20 protein-coding genes are annotated in these 22,934 nt (G+C 75.0%); 14 read left to right on the top strand and 6 right to left on the bottom strand.

Annotated elements, in window-relative coordinates; translation table 11 throughout:
• Positions 1-57: 57 nt before the first annotated feature.
• Positions 58-2,571, top strand: a complete 2,514-nt coding sequence (locus AC1DWH_RS06430; protein ID WP_477092967.1) for a glycoside hydrolase family 5 protein — start codon at positions 58-60, stop codon at positions 2,569-2,571.
• Here AC1DWH_RS06430 and AC1DWH_RS06425 read toward each other — a convergent pair.
• Complete coding sequence (locus AC1DWH_RS06425; RefSeq protein ID WP_477092966.1) at positions 2,568-3,245, bottom strand: DUF4386 domain-containing protein; 678 nt, start codon at positions 3,243-3,245, stop codon at positions 2,568-2,570. The two genes, AC1DWH_RS06430 and AC1DWH_RS06425, sit on opposite strands and share 4 nt — an antisense overlap.
• Entirely contained in the window at positions 3,245-3,796 is a 552-nt protein-coding gene (locus AC1DWH_RS06420) for a hypothetical protein (protein WP_477092965.1), read from the bottom strand. Before AC1DWH_RS06420 ends, AC1DWH_RS06425 begins: the two co-directional genes overlap by 1 nt.
• 67 nt (positions 3,797-3,863) lie before the next feature.
• On the opposite strand from AC1DWH_RS06420, the gene AC1DWH_RS06415 reads away from it, so the two are divergent.
• From AC1DWH_RS06415 to AC1DWH_RS06405, 3 genes are all read left to right on the top strand, one after another.
• Entirely contained in the window at positions 3,864-4,505 is a 642-nt protein-coding gene (locus AC1DWH_RS06415) for a TetR/AcrR family transcriptional regulator (protein WP_477092964.1), read from the top strand.
• 187 nt (positions 4,506-4,692) lie between these two features.
• On the top strand, positions 4,693-6,135 hold the full coding sequence (locus AC1DWH_RS06410; RefSeq protein WP_477092963.1) for an MATE family efflux transporter: 1,443 nt from the start codon (positions 4,693-4,695) through the stop codon (positions 6,133-6,135).
• A gap of 167 nt (positions 6,136-6,302) precedes the next feature.
• Entirely contained in the window at positions 6,303-7,589 is a 1,287-nt protein-coding gene (locus AC1DWH_RS06405) for a M15 family metallopeptidase (protein ID WP_456845731.1), read from the top strand.
• On the opposite strand, the gene AC1DWH_RS06400 is transcribed toward AC1DWH_RS06405, so the two are convergent.
• Positions 7,586-7,972 (bottom strand): hypothetical protein, encoded by a 387-nt coding sequence (locus tag AC1DWH_RS06400; protein WP_477092962.1) that lies wholly within the window; start codon positions 7,970-7,972, stop codon positions 7,586-7,588. The genes AC1DWH_RS06405 and AC1DWH_RS06400 overlap by 4 nt on opposite strands.
• Before the next feature lie 63 nt (positions 7,973-8,035).
• On the opposite strand from AC1DWH_RS06400, the gene AC1DWH_RS06395 reads away from it, so the two are divergent.
• Both AC1DWH_RS06395 and AC1DWH_RS06390 read left to right on the top strand, forming a co-directional pair.
• Complete coding sequence (locus tag AC1DWH_RS06395; RefSeq protein WP_477092961.1) at positions 8,036-8,719, top strand: TetR/AcrR family transcriptional regulator; 684 nt, start codon at positions 8,036-8,038, stop codon at positions 8,717-8,719.
• 61 nt (positions 8,720-8,780) lie between these two features.
• Entirely contained in the window at positions 8,781-9,755 is a 975-nt protein-coding gene (locus AC1DWH_RS06390; protein ID WP_477092960.1) for an NAD(P)-dependent alcohol dehydrogenase, read from the top strand.
• On the opposite strand, the gene AC1DWH_RS06385 is transcribed toward AC1DWH_RS06390, so the two are convergent.
• Both AC1DWH_RS06385 and AC1DWH_RS06380 read right to left on the bottom strand, forming a co-directional pair.
• The gene (locus AC1DWH_RS06385; protein ID WP_477092959.1) at positions 9,752-11,383 is read right to left on the bottom strand and encodes an LCP family glycopolymer transferase; all 1,632 of its coding nucleotides are present in this window, start codon (positions 11,381-11,383) and stop codon (positions 9,752-9,754) included. The two genes, AC1DWH_RS06390 and AC1DWH_RS06385, sit on opposite strands and share 4 nt — an antisense overlap.
• A 43-nt stretch (positions 11,384-11,426) precedes the next feature.
• Positions 11,427-12,749, bottom strand: coding sequence for a cytochrome P450 (locus AC1DWH_RS06380; RefSeq protein ID WP_477092958.1), 1,323 nt, complete (start codon positions 12,747-12,749; stop codon positions 11,427-11,429).
• An 85-nt stretch (positions 12,750-12,834) separates the two neighbouring features.
• Between AC1DWH_RS06380 and AC1DWH_RS06375 the strand changes: the two genes are divergently transcribed.
• From AC1DWH_RS06375 to AC1DWH_RS06355, 5 genes are all read left to right on the top strand, one after another.
• A complete protein-coding gene (locus AC1DWH_RS06375; RefSeq protein ID WP_477092957.1) occupies positions 12,835-13,494 on the top strand; it encodes an ABC transporter ATP-binding protein in 660 nt (219 codons plus the stop codon).
• Positions 13,491-14,090, top strand: a complete 600-nt coding sequence (locus tag AC1DWH_RS06370; RefSeq protein ID WP_477092956.1) for a phosphatidylserine decarboxylase — start codon at positions 13,491-13,493, stop codon at positions 14,088-14,090. Before AC1DWH_RS06375 ends, AC1DWH_RS06370 begins: the two co-directional genes overlap by 4 nt.
• 1 nt (position 14,091) lies before the next feature.
• On the top strand, positions 14,092-14,814 hold the full coding sequence (locus AC1DWH_RS06365) for a CDP-alcohol phosphatidyltransferase family protein (RefSeq protein WP_477092955.1): 723 nt from the start codon (positions 14,092-14,094) through the stop codon (positions 14,812-14,814).
• Complete coding sequence (locus AC1DWH_RS06360; protein ID WP_477092954.1) at positions 14,811-15,836, top strand: FtsX-like permease family protein; 1,026 nt, start codon at positions 14,811-14,813, stop codon at positions 15,834-15,836. Before AC1DWH_RS06365 ends, AC1DWH_RS06360 begins: the two co-directional genes overlap by 4 nt.
• A 70-nt stretch (positions 15,837-15,906) precedes the next feature.
• Positions 15,907-17,820, top strand: a complete 1,914-nt coding sequence (locus AC1DWH_RS06355) for an alpha-amylase family protein (protein ID WP_477092953.1) — start codon at positions 15,907-15,909, stop codon at positions 17,818-17,820.
• Position 17,821: 1 nt separating this feature from the next.
• Here the strand turns inward: AC1DWH_RS06355 and AC1DWH_RS06350 are convergent, their stop codons facing one another.
• Positions 17,822-18,448, bottom strand: coding sequence for a TetR/AcrR family transcriptional regulator (locus tag AC1DWH_RS06350; RefSeq protein ID WP_477092952.1), 627 nt, complete (start codon positions 18,446-18,448; stop codon positions 17,822-17,824).
• Positions 18,449-18,568: 120 nt separating this feature from the next.
• Here AC1DWH_RS06350 and AC1DWH_RS06345 point away from each other — a divergent pair, with 120 nt between their 5' ends.
• The 3 genes from AC1DWH_RS06345 (at position 18,569) to AC1DWH_RS06335 (ending at position 22,914) form a co-directional block, all read left to right on the top strand.
• Positions 18,569-20,062 (top strand): MFS transporter, encoded by a 1,494-nt coding sequence (locus AC1DWH_RS06345; protein WP_456846842.1) that lies wholly within the window; start codon positions 18,569-18,571, stop codon positions 20,060-20,062.
• Positions 20,063-20,173: 111 nt separating this feature from the next.
• Complete coding sequence (locus tag AC1DWH_RS06340; protein WP_477092951.1) at positions 20,174-20,422, top strand: DUF4242 domain-containing protein; 249 nt, start codon at positions 20,174-20,176, stop codon at positions 20,420-20,422.
• Between the two features lie 23 nt (positions 20,423-20,445).
• Entirely contained in the window at positions 20,446-22,914 is a 2,469-nt protein-coding gene (locus tag AC1DWH_RS06335) for an ATP-binding protein (protein ID WP_477092950.1), read from the top strand.
• Positions 22,915-22,934 lie beyond the last annotated feature (20 nt).

Genomic DNA, 22,934 nt, shown 5'->3' with positions numbered 1-22,934 from the left:
CCGTTCGTGGAGGCGGCCCGGATTTCTCACGATCGGCCGTTATCCTTCGCGATCACCATGGCCGATCAGACAACGAAGTCTTCCCGATGGCGGTCCTCGCTCGCCCGTCCTGAGCTCCGCGCGTCCGTCGCTGCGGCGGCTGTCGCCCTCGTGCTCGTCGCGGCGCTGGCCGTCCTCGACCCGTCGGGCCTGCTCGCGCCCGTCGGCGGTCACGGGGTGCCGCTGATCGGGTCCGGCGGAGCGTTCCGCTGGGCACCCCTGGTCGTCGGGCTGCCCGTCCTCCTCGCCGCCACCGCCGTCCCCGTGTACCTCGCGGCCCGGTCGGCGGTGTCGGCCGGCTGGGTGTTCGTCGTGGCCTGGGTGGCGTCCGTCGGAGCCGCGTCGACCGCGGCTGCCGTCACCGGCCTGGTCGTGGCGCTGCCGCTGGTCGGTGCGCACCTCTCGTTCTGGTCCGCGCTGCAGTTCGCGTTCGCGACCAGCGGGTTCGCGGGTCTCAAGCTCGTGGTCGCGGGGCCGCTGGTCGCGGCGGCGGCTGCCCTCGCGTTCCGGCTCGGCCCGCGTGCCGTGGCACCCCGGCAGCGCTCGACCTCGGCCTTCCCGATCGCGGTCATGGCCGTCGTCGTGGCGGTCGCCGCCGTCGGCTTCGCGGCGACGTCGTGGCGTGGCGGTCCCGTCGGCTACGCCTTCGCCGGGCCGCTCGTGGCGCCGACATCCGCGGCCGGCCTGCTCGGCACCCTCGCGGGCCTGGTCGTCTTCCTCGGCAGCTTCACGCTCGCGGTCCGGACGGCTCAGCGCCGGCTGGGCGAGCAGCCGCTCGCGGTCTGGCTCGCGGCGGTCGTCGCCGGGCTGGTCCTCGGGGTGGTCACCGCGATCGTCGGCGCCCTCACCGGCGCCGGCTCGGACAGCTGGTGGATCGCCACGTCGTTCGTCGGCGTCGCCACCGGGATCGGCTACGGCGTCGCCGTCGGCCTGCTCGGCACGGCCGCCACGGCCGTGACCTGGCGGTGGCGGGCCCGGCTGACGCGCCCGCGGCGGCTCGTCGCCGTCGCCGTGGCGCTCCTGCTCGTGCTGCCGTTCGTCGTGAGCGCCCCGGCCTCGGCCGGTCCGCAGGAGGTCCAGCCCGTGGCGGCCACCGACGGCCTCCAGCGGCTCCAGGTGCTGCCCGCGACGGAGGCGGGCGGGCTGCCCGTGATCGGGGACGTGACCGGTCGGCAGGTGATCCTGCGGGGCGTGAACGTGAACCAGCTCATCGACTACTACCTGCGCGACCCCGAGAACCCGGCCACCGGGGAGCTGACCGACGACGACTTCGCGCAGATCGCCGCGATGGGCTTCGATGTCGTCCGGCTCGGCATGTCGTGGTCGCGGCTCGAGCCCACCCGCGGCGAGCTCGACCAGGACTACCTCCAGCAGGTGCAGGACGCGGTGGCGTCGGCGAAGGCGCACGGCGTCTACGTCGTGCTCGACATGCACGAGGACGCCTGGGGCAACGCGCTGGCCGCTCCCGACCAGGAGTGCAGCGGCGGCACGTCGCCGACGACCGGGTGGGACGGGGCGCCCGCGTGGGCCACGATCACCGACGGTGCGCTGCACTGCCAGTTCATGGCGCGCGACCTCGCCCCCGCGGTTGCCGCGGCCTTCGGCAACTTCTACACCGACCGCGACGGGATCCAGACCGAGCTCGTCCACACGTGGGCGGAGGTCGCGCGGACGTTCGCCGACGAGCCCGCGGTGGCGGGCTACGACCTGCTGAACGAGCCCGGCATCGGCGCGAACCCGCCGATCAGCTCGGGCTTGCTGCTCGGCCGCTACTACGACGCGGCGATCGACGCGATCCGCGCCGCGGAGACGGACGCCGGCGGGTTCCCGCACCTGGTGTTCTTCGAGCCGAGCGTGCTCTGGTCGGGCCTGGCGTTCGACGTGACGCCGCCGCCGGGCTTCACCGACGACCGGCAGCTGGTGTTCGCGCCGCACCCGTACAGCGAGTCGATCTCGATGGACCAGAGCCTCGGGCTGACGATCGCGACGCTCGAGCGCAACCTCTCGGTCTCCTCCCGTGCCGCGGCGTCCTACGGGGCCGCGTTGTGGGCGGGGGAGTGGGGCTGGTTCGGCGATCCGGCCGTGGACGGCGCGAAGGTCGACCGGTTCGTGACCGCGCAGAACGAGCTCGGCATCGGCGGCGCCTTCTGGGTGTGGCGGCAGGGCTGCGGCTCGCCCGAGACGGGGGACGACGCGACGTCGTCGGGAAACCTGGTCTCCGTCGACTGCGCCACGGGGAAGCTGAGCCCGCCGCCCGCGGGCTTCGCGACGCCGCTGAGCCGGGCCTACCCGCGGGCGGTCCCCGGCCGGCTCGACTCGCTGACGTCCGGCTCGGGCGGGCGCGACCTCACGGTTGCCGGGACCGTCGACGACACGGACACCAGCTGCCTCCTCGACGTCTGGGTGCCGGGCGAGGCGCAGCCGCAGCTCTCGACCACGGGTGTGACCGACGCGCACGTGGACGAGGTGCCCGGCGGCTGGCGGATCAGCGGGTGCGCGTCCGGCCGGTACACGGTCGAGGTCGGCGCCTAGACCAGCAGCGCCACGCCCACGCCCGCGAGCCAGAGCGACCACGCCACGTAGACGACCGGTACCAGGGTCCCGGCCAGCCTCCAGCCCGAGGGCTCGAACCGGCCGACGAACTCCAGCGAGCACATCACGAGCAGGGCGCCGACGGCCACGCCGACGACCCCGAGCCACGCGGGCGCGACCGAGCCCTGCGCCAGCGCCACGCCCACGAGCACGCTCCAGGCGCCGGTCAGCAGGTACCCGAGGTGCTCGCCGACGGTCACGCCGAGGTACCGGTGGAACGCCTGGAACACGACGTCGACGGCCTCGGCCCGCGCGGGGGAGGCGTCGACGCTCGTGCGCGCCAGGTACGGCACCAGGAAGGGCCAGCGCAGGAGGCCGAGCAGCTGCACGAGCCCGGCGAGCACCCCGACGACGACGGCGAGCCGCAGGACCGTCGGGTTGCCGTCGAGGACGTCGGAGACCAGCACGGCGACCGGTGCGAAGGCCAGCGCGGTCATGGCGAACGCCCACCACAGGGTCACCAGAGTCGAGCCGCCGGCGCGGAACCGCTCGAGGATCTCGGCGGTCGGACGGCGCAGGATGTCGGGGTAGTCGAACGCCCTGGCCAGCGCGGCGAACGCCACGTTGAACGCGACCGGCAGGGCGATCAGCAGGATGCCGACGAGCGTGGCCATCACCGGGCCGCCGCGTCGACGGGTGCGGGGACCGACCCGGCGCGGCCGGGCAGCAGCGGGTGCGCCACCACGCCCGTGATCAGCGTCGCCAGGACGGCGCCGCTCGAGCCGAAGACGACGTACCCGCTCTCGGCGTCGACGATCACCTGCGACGTGACGACCCAGGCGACGGCCCACGACCCGGCGACGGCGAGCGTCCAGGGGAGGATCGCACCGACGACGAACCCTTGCGCGACGCCCACCAGCGCGCCCGTGATCAGCCCGGTGAGCGCGAGGGCGCCGACGCTCGTCACGGACCCGGTCAGCGCCGCCGACACGGCCGAGCCGAGCGCCATCGCGACCGCGCTCGCGGCGATCCATCGGGCCGAGACGCCGCGGGTCCGCAGCGCCAGCCACTGCCCGGTGCCGATCACGGCGCCGGCCACCAGCCCCGCGAGCGCGCCGCGGGCGGGGGAGTCGACGGGGCCGAGCGCGACGGACACGAGCAGCCCCGCCAGCGGGAACGCGAGGAACGTGGGGAGCCACCGGAGCAGCCAGCGGGTCGTGGTCATCGGGGTCAGCTCTCGTGTCGTCGGAACGCGTACTTAGTACGCTGGGCGATAACGTACGCTGTACGCCATGACGTCGTCAACACCCCGCACCCGTCGCGCCCGAGGCTCGCTCACGCCCGACGCGATCCTCGAGGCCGCCGAGCGTGCCGCGGCCGGCGGGATCGACGCGATGACCGTGCGGACCATCGCGGCGGAGCTCGATGCGTCCCCGATGTCGCTGTACCGCTACTTCGCGACGATGGACGAGCTGGTCGACGCCCTGCTCGACCGGGTCCTCGGCCGGTTCGTCCCGCCCGCCCAGACCGACGACTGGGTGGCCGACCTCGGGGCCTTCGCGCAGGCGCACCGGGCCGTGCTCGACGCGCACCCGTGGGCGGTGCCGGCGCTGTTCACGCACCCGAACCCCGGCATCAACGCCACCCGGATCGGCGAGGTCGCGCTGGGGCTCGTCCGCCGCGGCGGCGTGACGGGGAGGTCGGCCGTGGTGCTCTTCAGCGCCGTGCTCGCGCTCAACTACGGGTGGTGCGCGTTCTCGACGGCCCGGTCGCGCGTCCCGCAGGAGGCGCTCGCCGCCGGGCTGGCCGCGATCCCCGCCGCCGTGTACCCGCACACCGCGGCGGTCGCCGCCGACCTGGCCGCATACGGCAGCGACGAGCACTACGACGAGGCGCTCGCGACGCTGCTGCGGGGGGTCGCCGCCGCTCGGTGACGGCCGTCGCGGACCCGCGGCGCCCGACTCCTCCGATTCCTGCCGGTACGTGCAGGCGCACCCGTGTGACCTGCATCAAATCGTTTCATCCGGACAGGATCGTATCGATACGATCGACGCACGGCGCGACCCTGCACGACGGACCACCGCGACGTTCCCCCGCCCCACCAAGTCCCAAGGTCTCGCTGTGCCCAAGGTCCTCACCGCCGGTCGCCCCTGGCGCGTCATCCTCCTGTTCGCCGTCCCGCTGCTCGTCGGCAACGTCGTCCAGCAGCTCTACCAAGCGGCCGACGCCGTCGTCGTCGGCCGGGTGCTCGGCGTCGACTCGCTCGCCGCCGTCGGCGCCACCGGCGCGCTGCTGTTCCTGCTGCTCGGGTTCGCGTGGGGGATGACCAACGGCTTCGCGATCCCGTTGGCGCAGGCGTTCGGCGCCGGGGACCACGCGGCGGTGCGGCGGTCGGTCGCGGCCGGCACGGTGCTGTCGGCCGCCACGAGCGCGGTGATCACCGTGGCGGCCCCGCTGCTCGCGGGTCCGGCGCTGCGGCTGCTGAAGACGCCCGAGGAGCTGCTCCCCGAGGCGACGACGTTCGCCGTCATCAGCTTCCTGGGCGCCGGCACGATGATGTTCTTCAACTTCCTGTCGGCGATCATCCGCGCCATCGGCGACTCGCGGACGCCCCTGGTCTTCCTCACCATCAGCTGCGTCCTGAACGTGGTGCTGGTGGTCGTCGCCGTGGCCGGGCTCGGCATGGGCGTCGCCGGTGCGGCGGTGTCGACCGTCCTGTCGCAGGGCGTGTCCGTCGCCCTCTGCCTCGCGTTCGTGCGGCGGCGGGTCCCGGTCCTGCACGTGCACCGCGAGGACTGGCGCGTCAGCCGCGTCGACCTGCGCCGGCACCTGCGGCTCGGCCTGCCCATGGGGTTCCAGGCGTCGATCATCGCGATCGGCACGCTCGCCGTGCAGGTGCGCCTCAACGAGCTGGGGCCCGACGCCGTCGCCGCCTACACGACGGCCGTCCGCGTCGACGGGCTCGCGGTCGCGCTGCTGGCGTCGCTGGGCCTCGCGGTGTCGATGTTCGTCGCGCAGAACCTGGGCGGCGGGCGCCCGGACCGCATCCGCCGCGGCGTCGTGCAGGGCATGGGGATGTCGGTGGTCGGCTCGTTGGTGCTCGGCGTCGTGCTGGTCGCCGGCGGGTCCACGATCGTCGGGCTCTTCGTCGGCGACGGCGAGGACCGCGTGGTCCAGATGGCCGCGCACTACCTGCTGGTCAACGGCGTGCTGTACGTGGTGCTGGGCGTGCTGTTCGTGCTGCGCGGCGCTCTGCAGGGCCTCGGGCAGACCATGATCCCGACGCTGACCGGCGTGGTCGAGCTGGTCTGCCGGGTCGGAGCGGCCGCCGTGCTCGGCGCGGCCTACGGCTACGGGGGCGTCGTGTGGGGCAACCCGCTCGCGTGGATCGGGGCGGTCGTCCTGCTCGTGCCCGCGTACGTGATGGCGCAGCGGGGTCTCGCGGCGCAGCCGGTGACGGGCGGCGCCGCGACGCCGGCGGCGCCCAGGCGGATCACCCGGGTGCGGCGTCGCGGGCCGTCGGCGCGGGGCGCGCGGCGACGGATGCGGGTCCCGTCGGCCTGACCCCACCCTTCTGGCGGGTCGACGGGCGCGGGGTCGCGATGGGATCGTCGGACGACGCATCGCGGAGGACACCAGTGCTCGGACCACGACGGACGACCCAGGGTCGTCATTCGTCGCGCCCGCGCGAGGGCCGGCGGGCGTACGAGTCGGCCGCGGTCCTCGTGTCGATGGCGTTCCTCACCGTCGTCCTCGCCGTGCAGCCCGCCGATCCGTCGCACTCCGCCGACGACGCCCAGGCCGCGTCCGTCGCCGAGGCGCTGGTCCCGCAGCAGGCGCTCGGCCGCACCTCCCCGCAGGCGCTGGCGCAGCTGGGCGACCGGGTGGCGGCGGTGGAGACGGCGACGGTCGCCCTCGTCGGCCACCCGCTGGAGGAGACCGCGAAGCCGGCCTCGCGGACGCTGTTCCGCACCGACCCGGACGACCCCGTCGTCGTCCCGGTCACGTCGGGGCTGACCGTCGAGCAGCTCCCCGCCCGGGTCCAGGACGCGCGGGACGAGGTGGCCGCCGGCGACGTCGCCACCGCCGCGCAGGCGGTCACGGACGTCGAGACCGACGTCCTGCTGGTCGCCCTCGACCTCGGGGACCAGTCGGCCCAGAACGCCGCCCTGTCCCGCCTGCTGGTCGCCGCCGACCCGCAGGTCGCCGCCCTCGACGCGGCCGTCGGGGCCACCCACGCCGCCGCCGAGGTCCGGGACGTCGTCGCTGCGGCCGTGTCCGCCGTCCAGGCTCGGGACGCGGCCGTCGGCGTCACGCTGGCGGCCCAGCAGTTCGCCGTGGCCGGCGCGGCCGGCGACGAGGCCGCCCAGGCGGCGGTCGCCAAGGTCGAGCAGCAGGCCCGGTCCACCGACGGCTACACCAACGGGAACATCCCGCTCAAGGTGCTGTGTCCGGTCGCGTTCGCCCCGAGCCAGCACCTGCGGTGCGACGCCGCCGAAGCGCTGGGGCGGATGGACGCGGCCTACCGGGCGGCCTTCGGCCACGACCTGAAGATCACGGGCTCGTACCGCACCCTCGAGGAGCAGGTGAGCACCCGGGCGGCCAAGGGGACGCTCGCCGCGGTGCCGGGCACGTCCAACCACGGCTGGGGCCTGGCGATCGACCTCGACCAGGCCAACGGGTACGGCTCGGAGCTGTACGCCTGGCTCAAGGCCAACGCGATGCAGTTCGGCTGGCACCACCCGACCTACATGGACGAGGGCGGTCGTGGCCCCCACGAGCCCTGGCACTGGGAGTTCGGCACCACGGACGACGCCGGCACGGGCACGTCGATGCCGATCACCGTCGGCGTCGCGCCGACCACGCCGGCGCCGACCGTCCCCGTCCAGCCCGCCGTCGAGCAGCCGAGCGCGCCTCCGGCGGCGCCGCCGGCACCGGTCGTGACGCCGGCCCCGACGCCGACACCGACGCCGACCAGCAGCCCGACCGCGTCCCCCGCGCCGACGGCCGCGCCCTAGCCCGAGAGCCCGGCCGGGAGCGTCTTGGCGTCGCCCTCGAACGGGCGCAGCGCGTCCGGCGCCGGGAACGGCAGGACGTACGACCGGGTCACGACGTCGACCGCGCCGAAGTCGTCGACCTTGACGACGACGCGCTCGGGCGTGACCTCGACGATGCGCACGCGCTCGCGGCCGCCGTCCGGCAGGTCGAGCTGCCACAGGTCGGCCAGCCAGTGCAGGCCGCGCTCGTCGAGGGCCTCCTCGGCCTCCAGCCAGTCGACGACGCCGGTCGTCTCGCGCCCGAGCGCGTCGAGGGCGACGAAGCCCTCACCCTCCGGGCGGATCCACCCGAGCAGCTCGCGGTCGCCCGGGCGGCGGTGCTCGATCCAGTCCTCGTGCGGCACCGACCGAGCGTAGCGACCGGCGAACGGCGGGCCGCGCCTTACGATCCGGGGAGGAGAGGGGTGGTGTCGTTGACGGCCGAACCGGCGCGGGCGCCCGAGCAGAGGCTGCCGCTGAGTCGGGAGCGCGTGCTCCTCACGGCGGTCGCCGTCGCCGACGCCCACGGCATCGAGGCGGTGACCATGCGGCGCGTCGGCGACGAGCTCGGCGCCGAGGCCATGTCCCTGTACCACCACGTCGCCAGCAAGGACGCCCTGCTCGACGGCGCGGTCGACCTGGTGGCCCGGGAGATCAATGACGCCGTCGACCGGCTGGACGCGCGAGACGACTGGAAGAGCGCCGTCCGCGAGCGGATCCTCACCGCCCGCGAGGTGCTGCTCCGGCACCGCTGGGCGCCGCGCCTGCTGGCGACCCGGACCGCGATGAGCCTCGAGGTGGTGCGCTACCACGACCGCCTGGTCGGGATGCTGCACGACGGCGGGTTCTCCTACGACCTCACCCACCACGCGCTGCACGCCCTGGGCAGCCGGGCACTCGGGTTCTCCCAGGAGCTGTTCGACCCGGGCAGCGGGGACGCCGCTGCCCTGCCGCCGGAGCTCGCCGCCGACCTGCCGTCCCTGGTGGCGATGCTGGGCGAGGTCGCGCACGACGATCCGGGCTCGACGCTGGGCTGGTGCGACGACCAGATCGAGTTCGAGTTCGGGCTGGACCTGCTCCTCGACGGCCTGGATCGCCGGCTCAGGTCTTGACCAACCTTACGACGTAAGCCACGCTGGTCGGACCGGCCTTACGACGTAAGGGAGAGGTCCGATGAAGGCGATCGTCCAGACTCGGTACGGCTCGGCCGACGCGCTCACGCTCCAGGACGTCGACGCCCCGGTGCCCCGCGACCACGAGGTCCGCGTGCGGGTGCGCGCGGCATCGCTGAACGCGCGCGACTGGCACCTCATGCGCGGCGACCCGTACATCGCCCGCCTCTCGGCCGAGTTCGGCCGGCACGCCCCGAAGGAGCCGATCCGCGGGTCCGACTTCGCCGGCACCGTCGACGCGGTCGGGTCCGGGGTGACGGGTCTGCGGATCGGCGACGAGGTGTACGGGGAGTGCGACGGCGCGCTCGCCGAGTACGTCTGCGCGCCCGAGCGGCTGGTGGCCCGCAAGCCGGCGAACCTGACGTTCGAGCAGGCGGCGGCCATGCCGCTGGCGGCGACGACCGCCCTGCAGGGGCTGTCGGGCCGGGTCCGGCCCGGGCAGACCGTGCTGATCAACGGGGCGTCCGGCGGCGTCGGCACGTTCGCCGTGCAGATCGCGAAGGCGTTCGGCGCCGAGGTCACCGCCGTCTGCAGCACCCGCAACCTCGAGCTGGCCCGGTCCCTGGGTGCGGACCACGTGGTCGACTACACGCGCGACGACCCCATGCGGGCCGGGCGCCGCTACGACGTCCTGTTCGACCTCGTCGCCAACCGGTCCCTGCGCGACCTGCGCCGCGCCCTGACGCCGGCCGGGACGCTGATCCTGTCCGGCGGCGGCGTCTTCGAGGGCGGCACGCTCCTGGGCCCCATCGGCCTGCTGGTGCGGAGCACGGTGCTGGCGCCCTTCGTCCGGCAGACGGTCGTCGTGCTCCGGACGGAGCCGGGCGCCGTGCACCTCGACGCGCTGCGGGAGCTCGCGGAGGCCGGCACCGTCGTCCCGGCCATCGACCGGACGTTCGACCTGTCGTCGGCCGCCGACGGCCTGCGCTACCTCGAGGTCGAGCACGCCCGCGCGAAGGTGGTCGTGACCGTCTAGGGCGCGCCCTCGGCCAGGTGCTCGCTGAGGGTGTCGGTCCGCAGCGCGTCCATCAGGCTGCCGAAGGGGGCGGCGTCGGGCACGAGGGCGGACGGTGCGCCGGCGGCGGCCGTGGTCGTCGGCACCCCCACCACCTCGACCTCGCCCGGACCCAGGGTGCGGACGCTGGTGAGCAGGCCCACCATCTCGGCCCGGTCGAAGCCCTCGTCCACCGCGACCGACCCGGACACGACGCTGAGCAGGCGCACCCACGTGATCGGGTTGTGCCGCACGTCGCTGTCGCCCGACCGGTCGAGGATCGCGCGGAGCCAGGCCGCGGAGCGCTGCGAGCGCGCGAGGTCGTCGCCACCCGTGCCGCGGACCCAGGCCAGGGCCTCCTCGCCGGTGAGGTGCCGCTCGCCGGCCTGGGCCGCCACGTGGCCGTCGATGACCAGGTTGGTCGGCAGGTCGAGGTCCACCCCGCCGAGCGCCTCGGTCACGCGGGAGAACGTCTCGGAGTCGGTGAGCGCGACGTGGTCCAGCCGCACGTTGGTGAGCTGCTCGATCGTCTGCACCGCGAGGGGTGGACCGCCCGCGGCGAACGCGCTGCGCAGCGTGCCGGGGCCCTTGCCGGGCACCTCGACCCCGAGGTCCGGCGGCATGGCGACCACCTGGGCGGAGTCGCGGTCGGCCGAGATGTGCACGAGCATCACGACGTCCGTCTGCGCGGCCGCCGCGTCCCAGCTCCCGGTCTTCTCGGTCTGCAGGTCGTCCGTGGACCCGAGCACCAGGATCGTCACCGGGATCCCGTAGGTCGGGGGCTTCGGCACGAACGACGGGGGACGAGTGGGCAGGTCCTGGAACGGGTCGGCGAAGCGCTGGACGCGGCTGTCGAGCAGGCCGGCGATCAGCAGCGCGCCGGCGGAGGCGGCGAGGAGGACGACCAGGAACGACGCCAGCGTGACCAGCGCGATCTTCCGGGTGCGGTGATGGGGCTCCGGCGGCGGCTCGTAGCGCACGGGCGGCGGCGGGTCGTCCTCGCCGGGGACCGGCCGGACGGTCCGCACGATGGCGTCCACGGCCGCCTGCACCTGGTCGAACGACCGCAGGTACGCGCCCTTGCCCTGCCCGGCGGGGTCCAGGATGTCGTCGTCCGAGGCCACCGGCGGGGCCGTCGGGCCGCGGTGCCGCGGCGCGAGCCGGACCAGCTCCGACAGCCGGGTCGCCATGTCGCCGCCCTCGGGCAGCGCCGCGGGACCGATCGACTCCGCCACCCGCGCCAGCTCGCGCAGCGTGAACGTCCGGCCCATCGCCGAGGGGACCTGGCGGAGCACCGCCGCGCGCTCGGACCGCGTCGCCGTGAGGACCAGGTCGGCGGCCTCGACCGCGTCGGTGCTGAGCAGCCGGGCCTCGTGACCGCCGTCGCCCGCGCCGGCGGCGGCGAGCAGCTCGTCCAGGGGCTCGGGGACCGGCTCGCCGAGCGCGGCGTGCGTCCCGGCGCTCGTCACGGACAGGTCGCCGTCCTGCCCCAGGCGCGCGCGGATCAGCCGTTCGGCCGCGGGCGAGCGGCAGACGTTGGTGGTGCCGACGACCAGCACGTCGAACAGGCGCGCGGGTGCCGTCGACGGTGCTGCCGCAGACGGGCTCATCGGGCCAGTGTGGGGGTAGTCGGCCCCGCGCGCTATGCCCGCGTTAGGGGGAAATGTCCGGATCGGCAATTCTGAGCCTGACCGGGACGCTCGCGACGCCGAACACCAGGGAGAGCGGGCGGTATTCCAGGGCCGACTCAGGGACGGCGAGGACCAGGTCCGGGAACCGTCGCGCGAGCCGGCTGTAGGCCGACCGCAGCTCCAGCCGGGCCAGCTCCGCGCCGACGCACCGGTGCACGCCGTACCCGAACGCCAGGTGCGCAGGCATGGCGCGGCGGGGGTCGAAGTCGTCCAGGTCGGCCTGCCCCGGCACGCGGGGGTCGCGGTCGGCCAGGGAGAGGGACACCAGCACGACGTCGCCCGCCCGGATCCGGCGCCCGCCGACCGTCACGTCGGTCCGGGCGAACCGGGGGAACGCGACCTGGACCACGGTGAGGTAGCGGAGCAGCTCGTCGACGGTGCGGACCGCCTGCGCGTCCGACGCCCCGACCGCGTGCAGGGCTCCGGGCGTGCGCAGGAGGACCACCGTGCCGAGCGCCAGCATCGCCGCCGAGGTCTCGAGCCCGCCGGTGAGCAGCCCGTCCGTGATCCCGGCGAGCTCGCGGTCCGTGAGCTCGTCCCCGTGCTCCGTCACCAGCCGGCCGAGCAGGCCGTCGCCCGGGTGCTCACGCTGCCGCTGCACGACGGCGACCAGGGCGTCGACCGACGTCGAGACGGCGCCGAGGGCCCCACCTGCTCCCGCCGTGGCGTCGAAGCGGGCCGCGCTCAGGGCGGCCAGCGCGGTGTGCTCGTCCGGGTCGACGCCCAGCAGCTCGGTGATCACCCGGGTGGGGACCGGCCAGGCGAGGTGCTGGGCGAGGTCGACGACGCCGTCAGGGGAGGCCGCGGCGGCCATGGCGTCGAGCTGCTCGTCGACGATCGCGTCGATGCGGTCCGTGAGGCGGGCCAGACGGTGGGTCGTGAACTCGGGAGTGAGCAGGCGGCGCAGGCGCGTGTGGTCGGGGGCGTCGGCCATCCCGAGGCCGCCCGGGTCGCGCTCGGGCGAGGCGCCGACGGCCCCGACCACGTGGGAGTAGTCGTTGCTGAACGCGTCGGTGTCCGCCAGCACCGCGCGGGCCTCGTCGTACCCGGCCACGAGCCAGCCCCGCAGCCCGAGCGGCAGGCGCAGCGCGCTGACGGGCTCGCGGTCGCGCAGGGCGCCGAGGGCGGCCGCCGGCGCGAGGCCGTCGCGGCGCAGGGGCGCCAGGGTCGACTCCGGCAGCCGCGCGAGCAGCGAGGACGGGTCACCGCCGCCGGCCCGGGGGCGCAGCCGCAGGGCGAGCCCGAGCAGCCACCGACGGGTGGCTGCCGGCGCGTGCGGGAGCATGGCCTCACGGTGGCACCGCGCGTGAAACAGGTCAAACAGGGACGAAACGTTCCCGTGAGAGCCGCCGGGCGGCATCATGGCGACCGTGGGCACGGGTGCTGACCTGGTCGTCGACGACCTGAGCGTGGACTATCAGACCGGCGGCGGGGTCGTCCGGCCGTTCCAGCGCGTCGATCTGGCGGCCCACGACGGCCAGCTGGTGGCGCTGCGGGGCCCCAGCGGCGGCGGCAAGACGACCGTGCTGTCCGTCCTCGCGGGCCTGCTCACCCCCACCACCGGCACGGTGACGTTCCGCGGCGCCCCCGTCACCGGGCTCGCGCACCGGCAGCGCACCGTCGGCATCGTGTTCCAGGCGTTCAACCTGGTCCCCGGCCTCACGGCCGAGGAGAACGTGATGGCGCCGCTGGTGCTCACCGGGACGTCGCGGCGCGAGGCCTCGGCGCGCGCGACGCAGCTGCTCCACGACCTCGGGCTGTCCCACCGCGCCGGGCACCGGCCGGGGACCCTCTCGGGGGGCGAGCAGCAGCGGGTCGCCTTCGCCCGGGCCCTGGTGCGCGACCCCCCGCTGCTGCTCGCCGACGAGCCGACCGCGCACCTCGACACCGAGCACGTGGGCGTGGTCCTGGACCTGCTGCGCCGGCTCGCCCGGCCGGGGCGGCTCGTCGTGGTCGCCACCCACGACGACCGGGTGAGCGACCTCGCCGACGCCGTCGTGCACCTCGGCGGCACGGTCGTGGCCGCGTGACGGCGCGCCTCGCCCGGGGAGCACCCCCGTGGCTGGCCCTCGTGTGGGTCGCCGCGCTGCTGCCCCGGCGCGCGGTGGTCCGGGTGCCGGTCCTGGCGCTCGCGGTGGCCGGCACCTGGTTCTTCCGCGACCCCGACCGGCGCCCCGACGACCACCGGGCCGCGTTCGTGTGCGCCGCCGACGGCCGGGTCACGCGCGTCGAGCGGCACGACGACGACCGCTGGCTCGTCTCGACCTACCTCGACCTGCTCGACGTGCACGTGACGCGCAGCCCGTGCCCGGCGACCGTGCGGGTGCGGCACCGGGTCGGTGGCGCGCACGTCCCCGCGTTCCGGCCCGACGCCCATGCCAACGAGCGGCTGCACTGGGACCTGGACTCGCCGCACGGGCCGGTGGTGCTCACGCAGCTGGCCGGCGTGCTCGCGCGCCGGATCGTGCCCTACGTCGGGGCGGGCGCGGACCTGGCCGCCGGCGAGCGGATCGGCCTGATCCGGTTCGGCTCGCGCGTCGACGTCCTGCTGCCGCCCGGGGCGCTCCCGGCCGTCGTCGTCGGCGATCGCGTGCGCGCCGGCCGCACCACCCTGGCGACGGCCTGACATGGTCGGCATCACGCACCCGCGGCCCGCCGACTTCCTCACGCTCGCCAACGCGCTGTGCGGCGCGGCGGTGATCCTGCTGGTCACGACGCTGGAGTCGGACCCGGCCGAGCTGCTGCAGCTGGTCGCCGTGCTGCTGCTGTGCGGGACGATCCTCGACACCGTGGACGGGCCCGTGGCGCGCCGGTGGGGCGGCACGCTGCTCGGGGCGCCCCTGGACAACCTGGCCGACGGCGTCGCGTTCGGGGTGGCGCCCGCCGCCGCGCTGGCCGTCCTGGCCGCGTCGGGGGCCTCGCCGCTCGACCGCGGCCTGCTGGTGGCGGGGGGGCTGGTGTACGTCGGGGGAGCCCTGCTGCGCCTGGCCGACTTCAGCGCCGTGCGCCACGACCAGCCGGGGTTCACGGGGCTGCCCTCGCCGCTGGCCGCCACCTGCGCGATCGTGTTCGGCTTCCTGGCGCCCCAGCCATGGGCCGCGGCGCTGGCCCTCACCGTCCTCGGCCTGCTCATGGTCAGCCGGGTGCGGTACCCCGCGCAGCGCGGTGCGGCGCTGGCGCTGTCGTCGGCCGGGTGGGCCGTGTGGCTCGGCGGCGCGCTCGGCCTGTACCCGATGCAGGCGCCGGCGATCGTCGGCATCGTCGTGGTGCTCGTCGCGGTCCCGGTGGCGCACGCGGTGCTGCCGCGCGTGCGGCGACCGGTCGCGGTGCCCGTGCGGGTGGACCCGTGATCTGGCTGACCCTGCGCGACCTGCGGTGGCGCGCGCGGCGCGTGGTTCTCGGCGTGCTGGCGACCGCGTCCGTGCTGGCCATGACGCTGCTGCTCGGGGCGGTGCACGACGCGTTCCTGGCCGAGACCACGCGGACGGTGGCGTTCTTCGGCGCCGACACGTGGGTGGTGCCCACCGGGGTGGCGGGCCCGTTTACGACCAACTCCCCGGTTCCGGCCGACCCGGCCCCGGACGGCGGCACCCCTGTCGCGATCTTCCGCCACGTCGTCGTGCGCGACGGTGGGCCCACGGACGTGAACGTCATCGCCTACCGTCCCGGCGGAGTCGTCGTCGTGGAGCCGGTCGAGGGCCGCGCGCCCCGTGGGCCGGGCGAGGTCGCCGTCGACCGGACGCTCGGCGCGGGTCTGGGCGAGCGGCTCACGCTCGGCGGCGAGCGGCTGCTGGTGGTCGGCGTGCTGCGCGGCCTGACCTACAACGGGGGCACGCCGGCGGTCGTCGTGACCCTCGACCAGGGGCAGCGGATCGCGTTCGACGGGCGCGACCTCGCCGGGGCCTTCGTCGTCCGGGGCGCACCGGCCGCGGTGCCCGCCGGCCTCACGACGATGACGCCGACGCAGGTCCGCGACGACATGCGCCGGCCCTTGGAGGTGGCCACCCGCACGCTCGCGCTGCTGTCCGCGCTCCTGTGGCTGGTCGCCGCGGGGATCGTGGGGTTCGTCTGCTACGTGGCAGGGCTGGACCGGCAGCGCGACGTCGCCGTGCTCAAGTCCGTCGGCGTGCCGACGTGGCGGCTGGTGGGCGGCGTGGCGCTCGAGGGGGTCCTGCTGGCCGGGACGGCGGCCGTGCTCGCCGTCGTCGCGGCCCTCGTGCTGGTGCCGCTGTTCCCGCTGCCCGTCGCGGTCACGGCCGGGCAGTGCCTGACCGCGCTAGGCGTCGGCGTGGTGATCGGGCTGGTCGCCGCGGCCGCGAGCGTGCGCCAGGTGCTCACCACCGACCCCGCCCTCGCGTTCGCTAGCACCTGAGACAGCACCTGAGACAGCACCTGAGACAGCACTTGAGGCGCCGCGGGGCCCGTCGTGACAGATTCGACCCGTGAGCTCGATCCCCCCGGAGGTCGCAGCGGCCGCGGCGGCGCCGCTCGCGGGCCTCGACCCCGCCCGTGCGGACCTGTTCGCGCTGCGGCTCGAACGCTGGTGGCCGGACCTGCAGGCGGGCCTCGAGGCCGTGTATCCCGGGGCGACCGGCCTGGCCGCGGACCTCGTCGCCGGCGCCGCCCGCACCTACGCGGAGCGCGACCCCGAGCTGCACCGGCTCGACCAGCAGCGCACGCTCGCGCCGGACTGGTTCCAGGACCCAGGCATGCTCGGGTACGCCACCTACGCCGACCGGTTCGCCGGCGACCTGGACGGCGTGCGCGGCTCCGTCGACTACCTGCGGGACCTCGGGGTCACGTACCTGCACCTCATGCCGCTGCTGCGACCGCGCGAGGGCGACAACGACGGCGGGTACGCGGTGGCCGACTACCGCACGGTCCGCGAGGACCTCGGCACGATGGACGACCTGCGCGCGCTGGCCACCGAGCTGCGGCGCTCCGGGATCAGCCTCGTGCTGGACCTCGTGCTCAACCACGTCGCGCGCGAGCACGAGTGGGCGGCCCGGGCGCGCGCGGGGGAGCAGCGCTACCGCGAGTACTTCCACGTGTACCCGACGCGCACGCTGCCGGATGCGTACGAGCAGACCCTGGTGGAGGTGTTCCCCGACTTCGCGCCGGGCAGCTTCACGTGGGACGACGACCTCGACGGCTGGGTGTGGACGACGTTCCACTCGTGGCAGTGGGACCTGGACTGGTCCAACCCGCAGGTGTTCGCCGAGCTGGTCGACGTCGTCCTCTACCTGGCCAACCAGGGCGTCGAGGTGTTCCGGCTCGACGCGATCGCGTTCCTCTGGAAGCGGATGGGGACCTCGTGCCAGAACGAGCCCGAGGTGCACGCGATCACGCAGGCCCTGCGCGCGGTCGCCCGGATCGCCTGCCCGGCGGTGGTGTTCAAGGCCGAGGCGATCGTCGGTCCGGCGGACCTGGTGCAGTACCTCGGGACCGGCCGGCACCACGGCAAGGTCAGCGACCTGGCGTACCACAACGCCCTCATGGTGCACATCTGGTCGATGCTCGCCTCGAAGGACGCGACGCTCGCGTCCCAGGCGCTGCGCGCTCTCCCGCCGATCCCCACCACCACCGCCTGGGTCACGTACGTGCGGTGCCACGACGACATCGGCTGGGCGATCGCCGACGAGGACGCCGCTGCCGTCGGCCGCGGCGGGTACCAGCACCGGAACTTCCTCTCGGACTGGTACGCCGGGGTCTTCCCGGGGTCCGACGCCCGCGGGCTGGTGTTCCAGCACAACGCCGTGACGGGCGACCGCCGGATCAGCGGGACAGCCGCCAGCCTGGTCGGGCTGGAGGCGGCCCGGGAGGCCGCGGACCCGGCGTGGGTCGAGGCCGCGGTCGCGCGGCTGCTGCTCGCGCACGCCGTCGTCATGGGGTGGGGAGGCGTGCCGGTGGTGTGGTCCGGCGACGAGCTCGCGCTGCCCAACGACCCGGCGTGGGCCGACGAACCCGGGCACGGAGACGACAACCGCTGGGCGCACCGACCGCGGCTCGATCCCGTGGTGGCCGCGCGGCGCGGCTCGGACGGCACGGTCGAGCAGCGGGTGTTCGAGGGCCTGCGGCACCTGGCGGCCGTGCGGGCGTCGCTCCCGCACCTGCACGCGTCCGTGGCGAGCGAGGTGCTCGGGCCCGACGACCCCGGGGTCCTCACGCTCGTGCGCCGGCACCCGCTGGGACCGCTGCTCGCCGCCTACAACGTGACGGGCGACTGGCGGCCGGTGCCCGGGTGGCGGCTGCGCGAGCTCGGCGTGACCCACGACGCGCTGACCGGCACCGACGTGGGCCCGGGGGACGACGACAACCTGTGGCTGGAGCCGTGGCGCGCGGTCTGGCTGACCTGAGTCAGGGGAGCGCGGGCTGGGACCCCGTGGCCAGCGGCAGGATCACGGTGTCGATCATCTGCACCACGAACTCGTCGTCGACGCGCTGGCCGGCCACCATCTTGCGGTAGGCGATCATCGCCGGTGCGACGGCGGCGACCATCTCGAGGTCGATGTCCGCCCGCAGCTCGCCGCGGGCCTGCGCGCGCTCGAGCAGCCCGCGCATGAGGTCGACCCGCGAGCGCACGAACTGCTCGTGGAACACGGCGGCGACCTCGGGGTTCTCCTTCACGGCGGACATCAACCCGGACATCAGCTCGGAGTCGTCCGTGCGGGGCTTGCCGAAGCGGACGGCGAGCAGGTCGGAGCGCAGCGAGCCCGTGTCGGGGACCTCGTCGATGCTCTGGGCGACCCCGCGCGCGCAGACGACGGCGTCGACGGTGAGCTGGACCTTGGAGGGCCAGCGGCGGTAGACGGTGGCCTTGCCGGCACCGGCGCGGTCGGCCACGGCGTCCATGGTCATGCCGTCGAACCCGCGCTCGGCCAGCAGCTCGCGCGTGGCCAGCAGGATCGCGTCGTCCTTGGACTCGTCGCGGCGTCGGCCGGCTTTCCGGGTCGTCGTCGTCCCGGTCAGGTCGTCCACGCTCATTCGTCGCCCTTTCGTCGTGGGAGCCACTCTAGCCGCATAAATCGATACTGGGGGGTTCCGGAACTGGCCAGTTCCGTATTACAGTCGCTCCACCGACCACGACGTCCCAGGAGCACCCCCATGTCGTCACCCATCCAGACCGCCACGGAGAGCCGGCACCGCTGGTTCGTCCTCGCCACGGTCGCCCTCGCCCAGCTGATGGTCGTGCTCGACGCGACCATCGTGAACATCGCGCTGCCCTCCGCCCAGGCGGACCTCGGGTTCAGCGACAACGACCGCCAGTGGGTGGTCACCGCCTACGCGCTCGCCTTCGGCAGCCTGCTGCTGCTCGGCGGCCGCCTCGCCGACATGTTCGGCCGACGCCGCATGTTCCTCATCGGCCTCATCGGCTTCGCCGTGGCCTCCGCTCTCGGCGGCGCCGCGCAGAGCTTCGAGCTGCTCGTCGGCGCCCGCGCTCTGCAGGGAGCGTTCGCCGCGGTCCTCGCCCCGGCGGCTCTGTCCGTCCTGACCACAACGTTCACCATCGCCAAGGAGCGCGCCCGCGCGTTCGGCGTCTTCGGCGCCATCGCCGGCATGGGCGGGGCCATCGGCCTGCTGCTCGGCGGCTACCTCACCGAGAACTTCAACTGGCGCTGGAACCTCTACGTCAACGTGTTCATCGCCGCGATCGCGTTCGTCGCCGGCACCGTGCTGCTGCCCCGCGCCGAGGAGCGTCACGACACCCGCATCGACGTGCCGGGCGTCATCCTCGCCTCGACGGGTCTGTTCGCGCTCGTGTTCGGCTTCTCGCAGGCTCAGCCCCAGGGCTGGAGCGCGCCGGCGGTGTGGGGCTCGCTCGCCGCGAGCGTCGTGCTGCTCGTCGGCTTCGTCCTGCGCCAGCGCACGGCGACGCACCCGCTGCTGCCGCTCGAGATCGTCGTCGACCGCGACCGCGGGGCCGGGTTCCTCGCGATCCTCGTCGCCGGCTCCGGCATGTTCGGCGTGTTCCTCTTCCTGACCTACTACCTGCAGCTGACGCTCGGGTACACCCCGATGCAGACGGGCGCGGCGTTCCTGCCGATGGTCGTGTTCATCGTCATCACCGCGCAGATCCAGTCGAACATCCTGGTCCCGCGGTTCGGCCCCAAGCTGCTCGTGCCGATCGGCATGCTGCTCGGCGCCGGCGCGATGCTCTGGTTCACCACCCTCCAGCTCGACAGCGGGTACCCGCGGGTGCTGGTCGGCCTGATCATGATGGGCATGGCGATGGGCTCGATCATGCCCGCGTCGTTCCAGATCGCGACGCTCGGCATCGCGCGTCAGCAGGCCGGCGCCGCCTCGGCGATGGTCTCGACCAGCCAGCAGGTCGGCGGGGCCATCGGCACGGCCGTGCTCAACACGCTCGCCGCGACGGCCGCCGCGGCGTACGTCACGGCGCACGCCCCGGCCAGCCCCCAGGTGCTCGCCAACGCCGCGCTGCACAGCTTCTCGGTCGCGTACAGCGTCGCGGCGGGGATCTTCGTGCTGGGCGCGATCCTCACCGGCTCGCTGTTCCGCACCCGCGGCGACCGTGCCGCCCGCCTCGAGGCCGCCACCCCGGCCACCCACGACGAGGCGCCGGTGCTCGCGCACTGAGTCCCAACCTGGGTACTCGCCACGGATCCGCCAGGTGAGGGCCGCTTCCTACCGTGATCGGACCAGTCCACCTCCGGGCTGGTCCGATCACTGTCTCGAGGGAGCACGACGATGCCGCTGTTCATGGATGTCCACCACCTCGGCGAGGTCACCATGGGTGACGTCGCCCAGGCCCACCAGGCCGACCTCACCACGCAGGAGGGTCACGGCGTGAGCTACCTGCAGTACTGGGTCGACGAGCAGAACGGGAAGGTCTTCTGCCTCGTCGACGCCCCGTCCGCCGAGGCCGCCTCGACGGTGCACCGGGAGGCGCACGGCCTGGTCGCCGACGCCGTCTACCCGGTGCAGGAGGGTCGCTGACCGCGAACCGTACGATGCCGACTGTGCCGCTGCTCGAGCGCGACGGGCTCGCCGGACGGCTGCAAGCCGTCCGGGACGGGGCAGCGGCCGGGCACGGGGCGACGGTGCTGGTGTCGGGCGAGGCCGGTGCCGGCAAGACCGCGCTGGTCCGGCACACGTTCACCGAGGCGGTCTGGGGGTACTGCGACCCGCTGTCCACCCCCAGGCCGCTCGGGCCGTTCCTCGACGTGGCGGCCCAGCTGTGGCCCCGGTCGTCGACGCGCTGGAGCGCCTTCACCCTGGCCGAGCGGCTGCTGCGGTGGATGGCGGACCCGCACCCGCCGGTGGTCGTCGAGGACGCGCACTGGATCGACACCTCCAGCGCCGACGTCCTGCGGTTCGTCGCGCGGCGGATCGCCGACACCCGCGGCCTCCTCGTGGTCACCACCCGCGACGAGCGCGGCCCGGTCGCGCTGGGGGACCTCGCCGGCCCGGTGCGGATCGACGTGCCGCCGCTGGGGCGGATCAGCGTCGAGGCGCTGGCGACCGGTGCCGGGCTGGACCCGGACGCCGTCCTGCGCCTCACCGGGGGCAACGCCTTCCTGGTGACCGAGATGGCCTCCGGCGAGATGCTGACCGCGCCGCTGCGGGACTCCGTGCTGGCGCGGCTCGCGCGGCTCAGTCCGGCGGCGCGGCACGTGGCCGAGCTGCTGTCGGTGGTGCCGGGCCGCGCCTCGGTGGACCTGGTCGACGGCGACTGGGACCGGCTCGACGAGCTGGCCGCGGCGGCGCTGGTGCAGGTCGACGGGGACGCGGTGGTGTTCCGGCACGAGCTGGTCCGGCTGGCGGTGGAGCGCGACCTGCCGCCCGGCCGGCGCGTCGAGCTGCACGCCGAGGTGCTCCGTCGGCTCGTCGCGACGGACGCCGAGCCGGCGCGGGTCGCGCACCACGCCCGCGGCGCGCAGCAGGTCGACGTCGCGCTCGCCGCCGAGAGCTCCGCCGCCGTCCGGGCGTCCGCGCTGGGCTCCCACCGCGAGGCCGCCGAGCACGCGCGCCGCGCGGTCGGCGACGCCCGGCGCATCGCCCCGCCGGCCGAGCTGGCGCGGCTGCTGATCGTGCTGGCCGGGGAGGAGCGGGCCGTCTCGCGCGAGGCGGAGGCGAGGGCGGCGTCGCTCGAGGCCGTGCAGGTCAGCACCACCACCGACGACCTGGAGCTGCGCAGCGCCGCCTACCGGATCGCGAGCCGGACCGCCGTGGCCGAGGGCGAGAGCGACGAGCTGGCGACCGAGGCGGTGCGGCTGGCCGAGGAGCTGGGGGACCCGTCGGCGCTCGCGGCCGCCTACGCCAACCACGCGAACGTCCGCATGCTCGCGCGCGACCTCGACCCGGCGATCGCCCTCGCGCGGCGCGCGCTGGCGTCGGACCCCGACCCGCTCGCCGAGGCGGTCGCCGGGAACGCGCTCGGCTCGGCGCTGCTGCTGCGCGGGGACCCGGCGGGCCGGGAGCCCCTGCGGCGGTCGATCCACGTCGCCGCCGCGCACGGCCTGGACGCCGAGGTCGGTCGCGGGTACACGAACCTGGTCTCCGGCGCCGGGGAGGCCCGGCTCTACGGGATCGCCGAGAGCGCGTACCCGGAGGCGCAGCGCTACTTCACGGCCCGGGACCTCGATGGCGTCGCCCTGTACACGCGTGCCTGGTACGCGCGCTGCCTCGTCGAGCAGGGGCGGTGGCAGGCCGCCGCCGACGAGCTCGCGGTGCTGCGGGCGGACCTCGAGCGCGCGAACGCCCAGACCCGGCTCCTCGTGTGGGTCCTGGAGGCCCGTCTCGCTGCCCGCACCGGCGACGGCGACCCGGCCGGACCCCTCGCGCACGCGTCGGCCGTCGCCGCGGCGTCGGGGTCGCTGCAGCGGGTCGCCCCGGTGCTGGCGGCACGCGCCGAGTCGCGATGGCTGGTCGGTGAGCCGATCGACGCCGACCCCCTGGCCGACGGGTACCGGCTCGCCCTCGAGCGCGAGAACGCGTGGTCCGTCGGCGAGCTCGGGTTCTGGCTCTGGCGCGCCGGCCGGCTCACCGAGCTGCCCGAGCTCGCGGCCGTACCGTTCCGGCTGCACGTCGCGGGTCGCTGCGTGGAGGCGGCCGCCGCGTGGCGGGAGCTCGGGTGCCCGTACGAGGAGGCGGAGGCGTGGTCCGACGCCGATGACGAGGAGTCGCTGCGGCTCGCGCTGGGTGCCTTCGCCGCGCTGGGCGCCGAGCCCGCCCGTCGACGCACGGCGCGGCGGCTGCGCGAGCTCGGCGTACAGACGATCCCGCGCGGGCCCCGGTCCAGCACCGCGGCGCACCCGGACGGCCTGACGTCGCGGGAGGCCGAGGTGCTCGGGCTCGTGCGGTCGGGGCGCAGCGACCAGGAGATCGCCGGCCGGCTGCAGCTGTCCGTGCGCACCGTCGAGCACCACGTGGCGGCCGTGCTGCGCAAGACCGGTGCCCGCAACCGCCGCGAGCTGCGCGAGTACTGAGGGTCAACCGGACAGGGAGT

It is taken from the genome of Cellulomonas sp. P2_F12, assembly GCF_056403775.1.
This window is presented reverse-complemented; position numbering and strand designations above follow the sequence as displayed.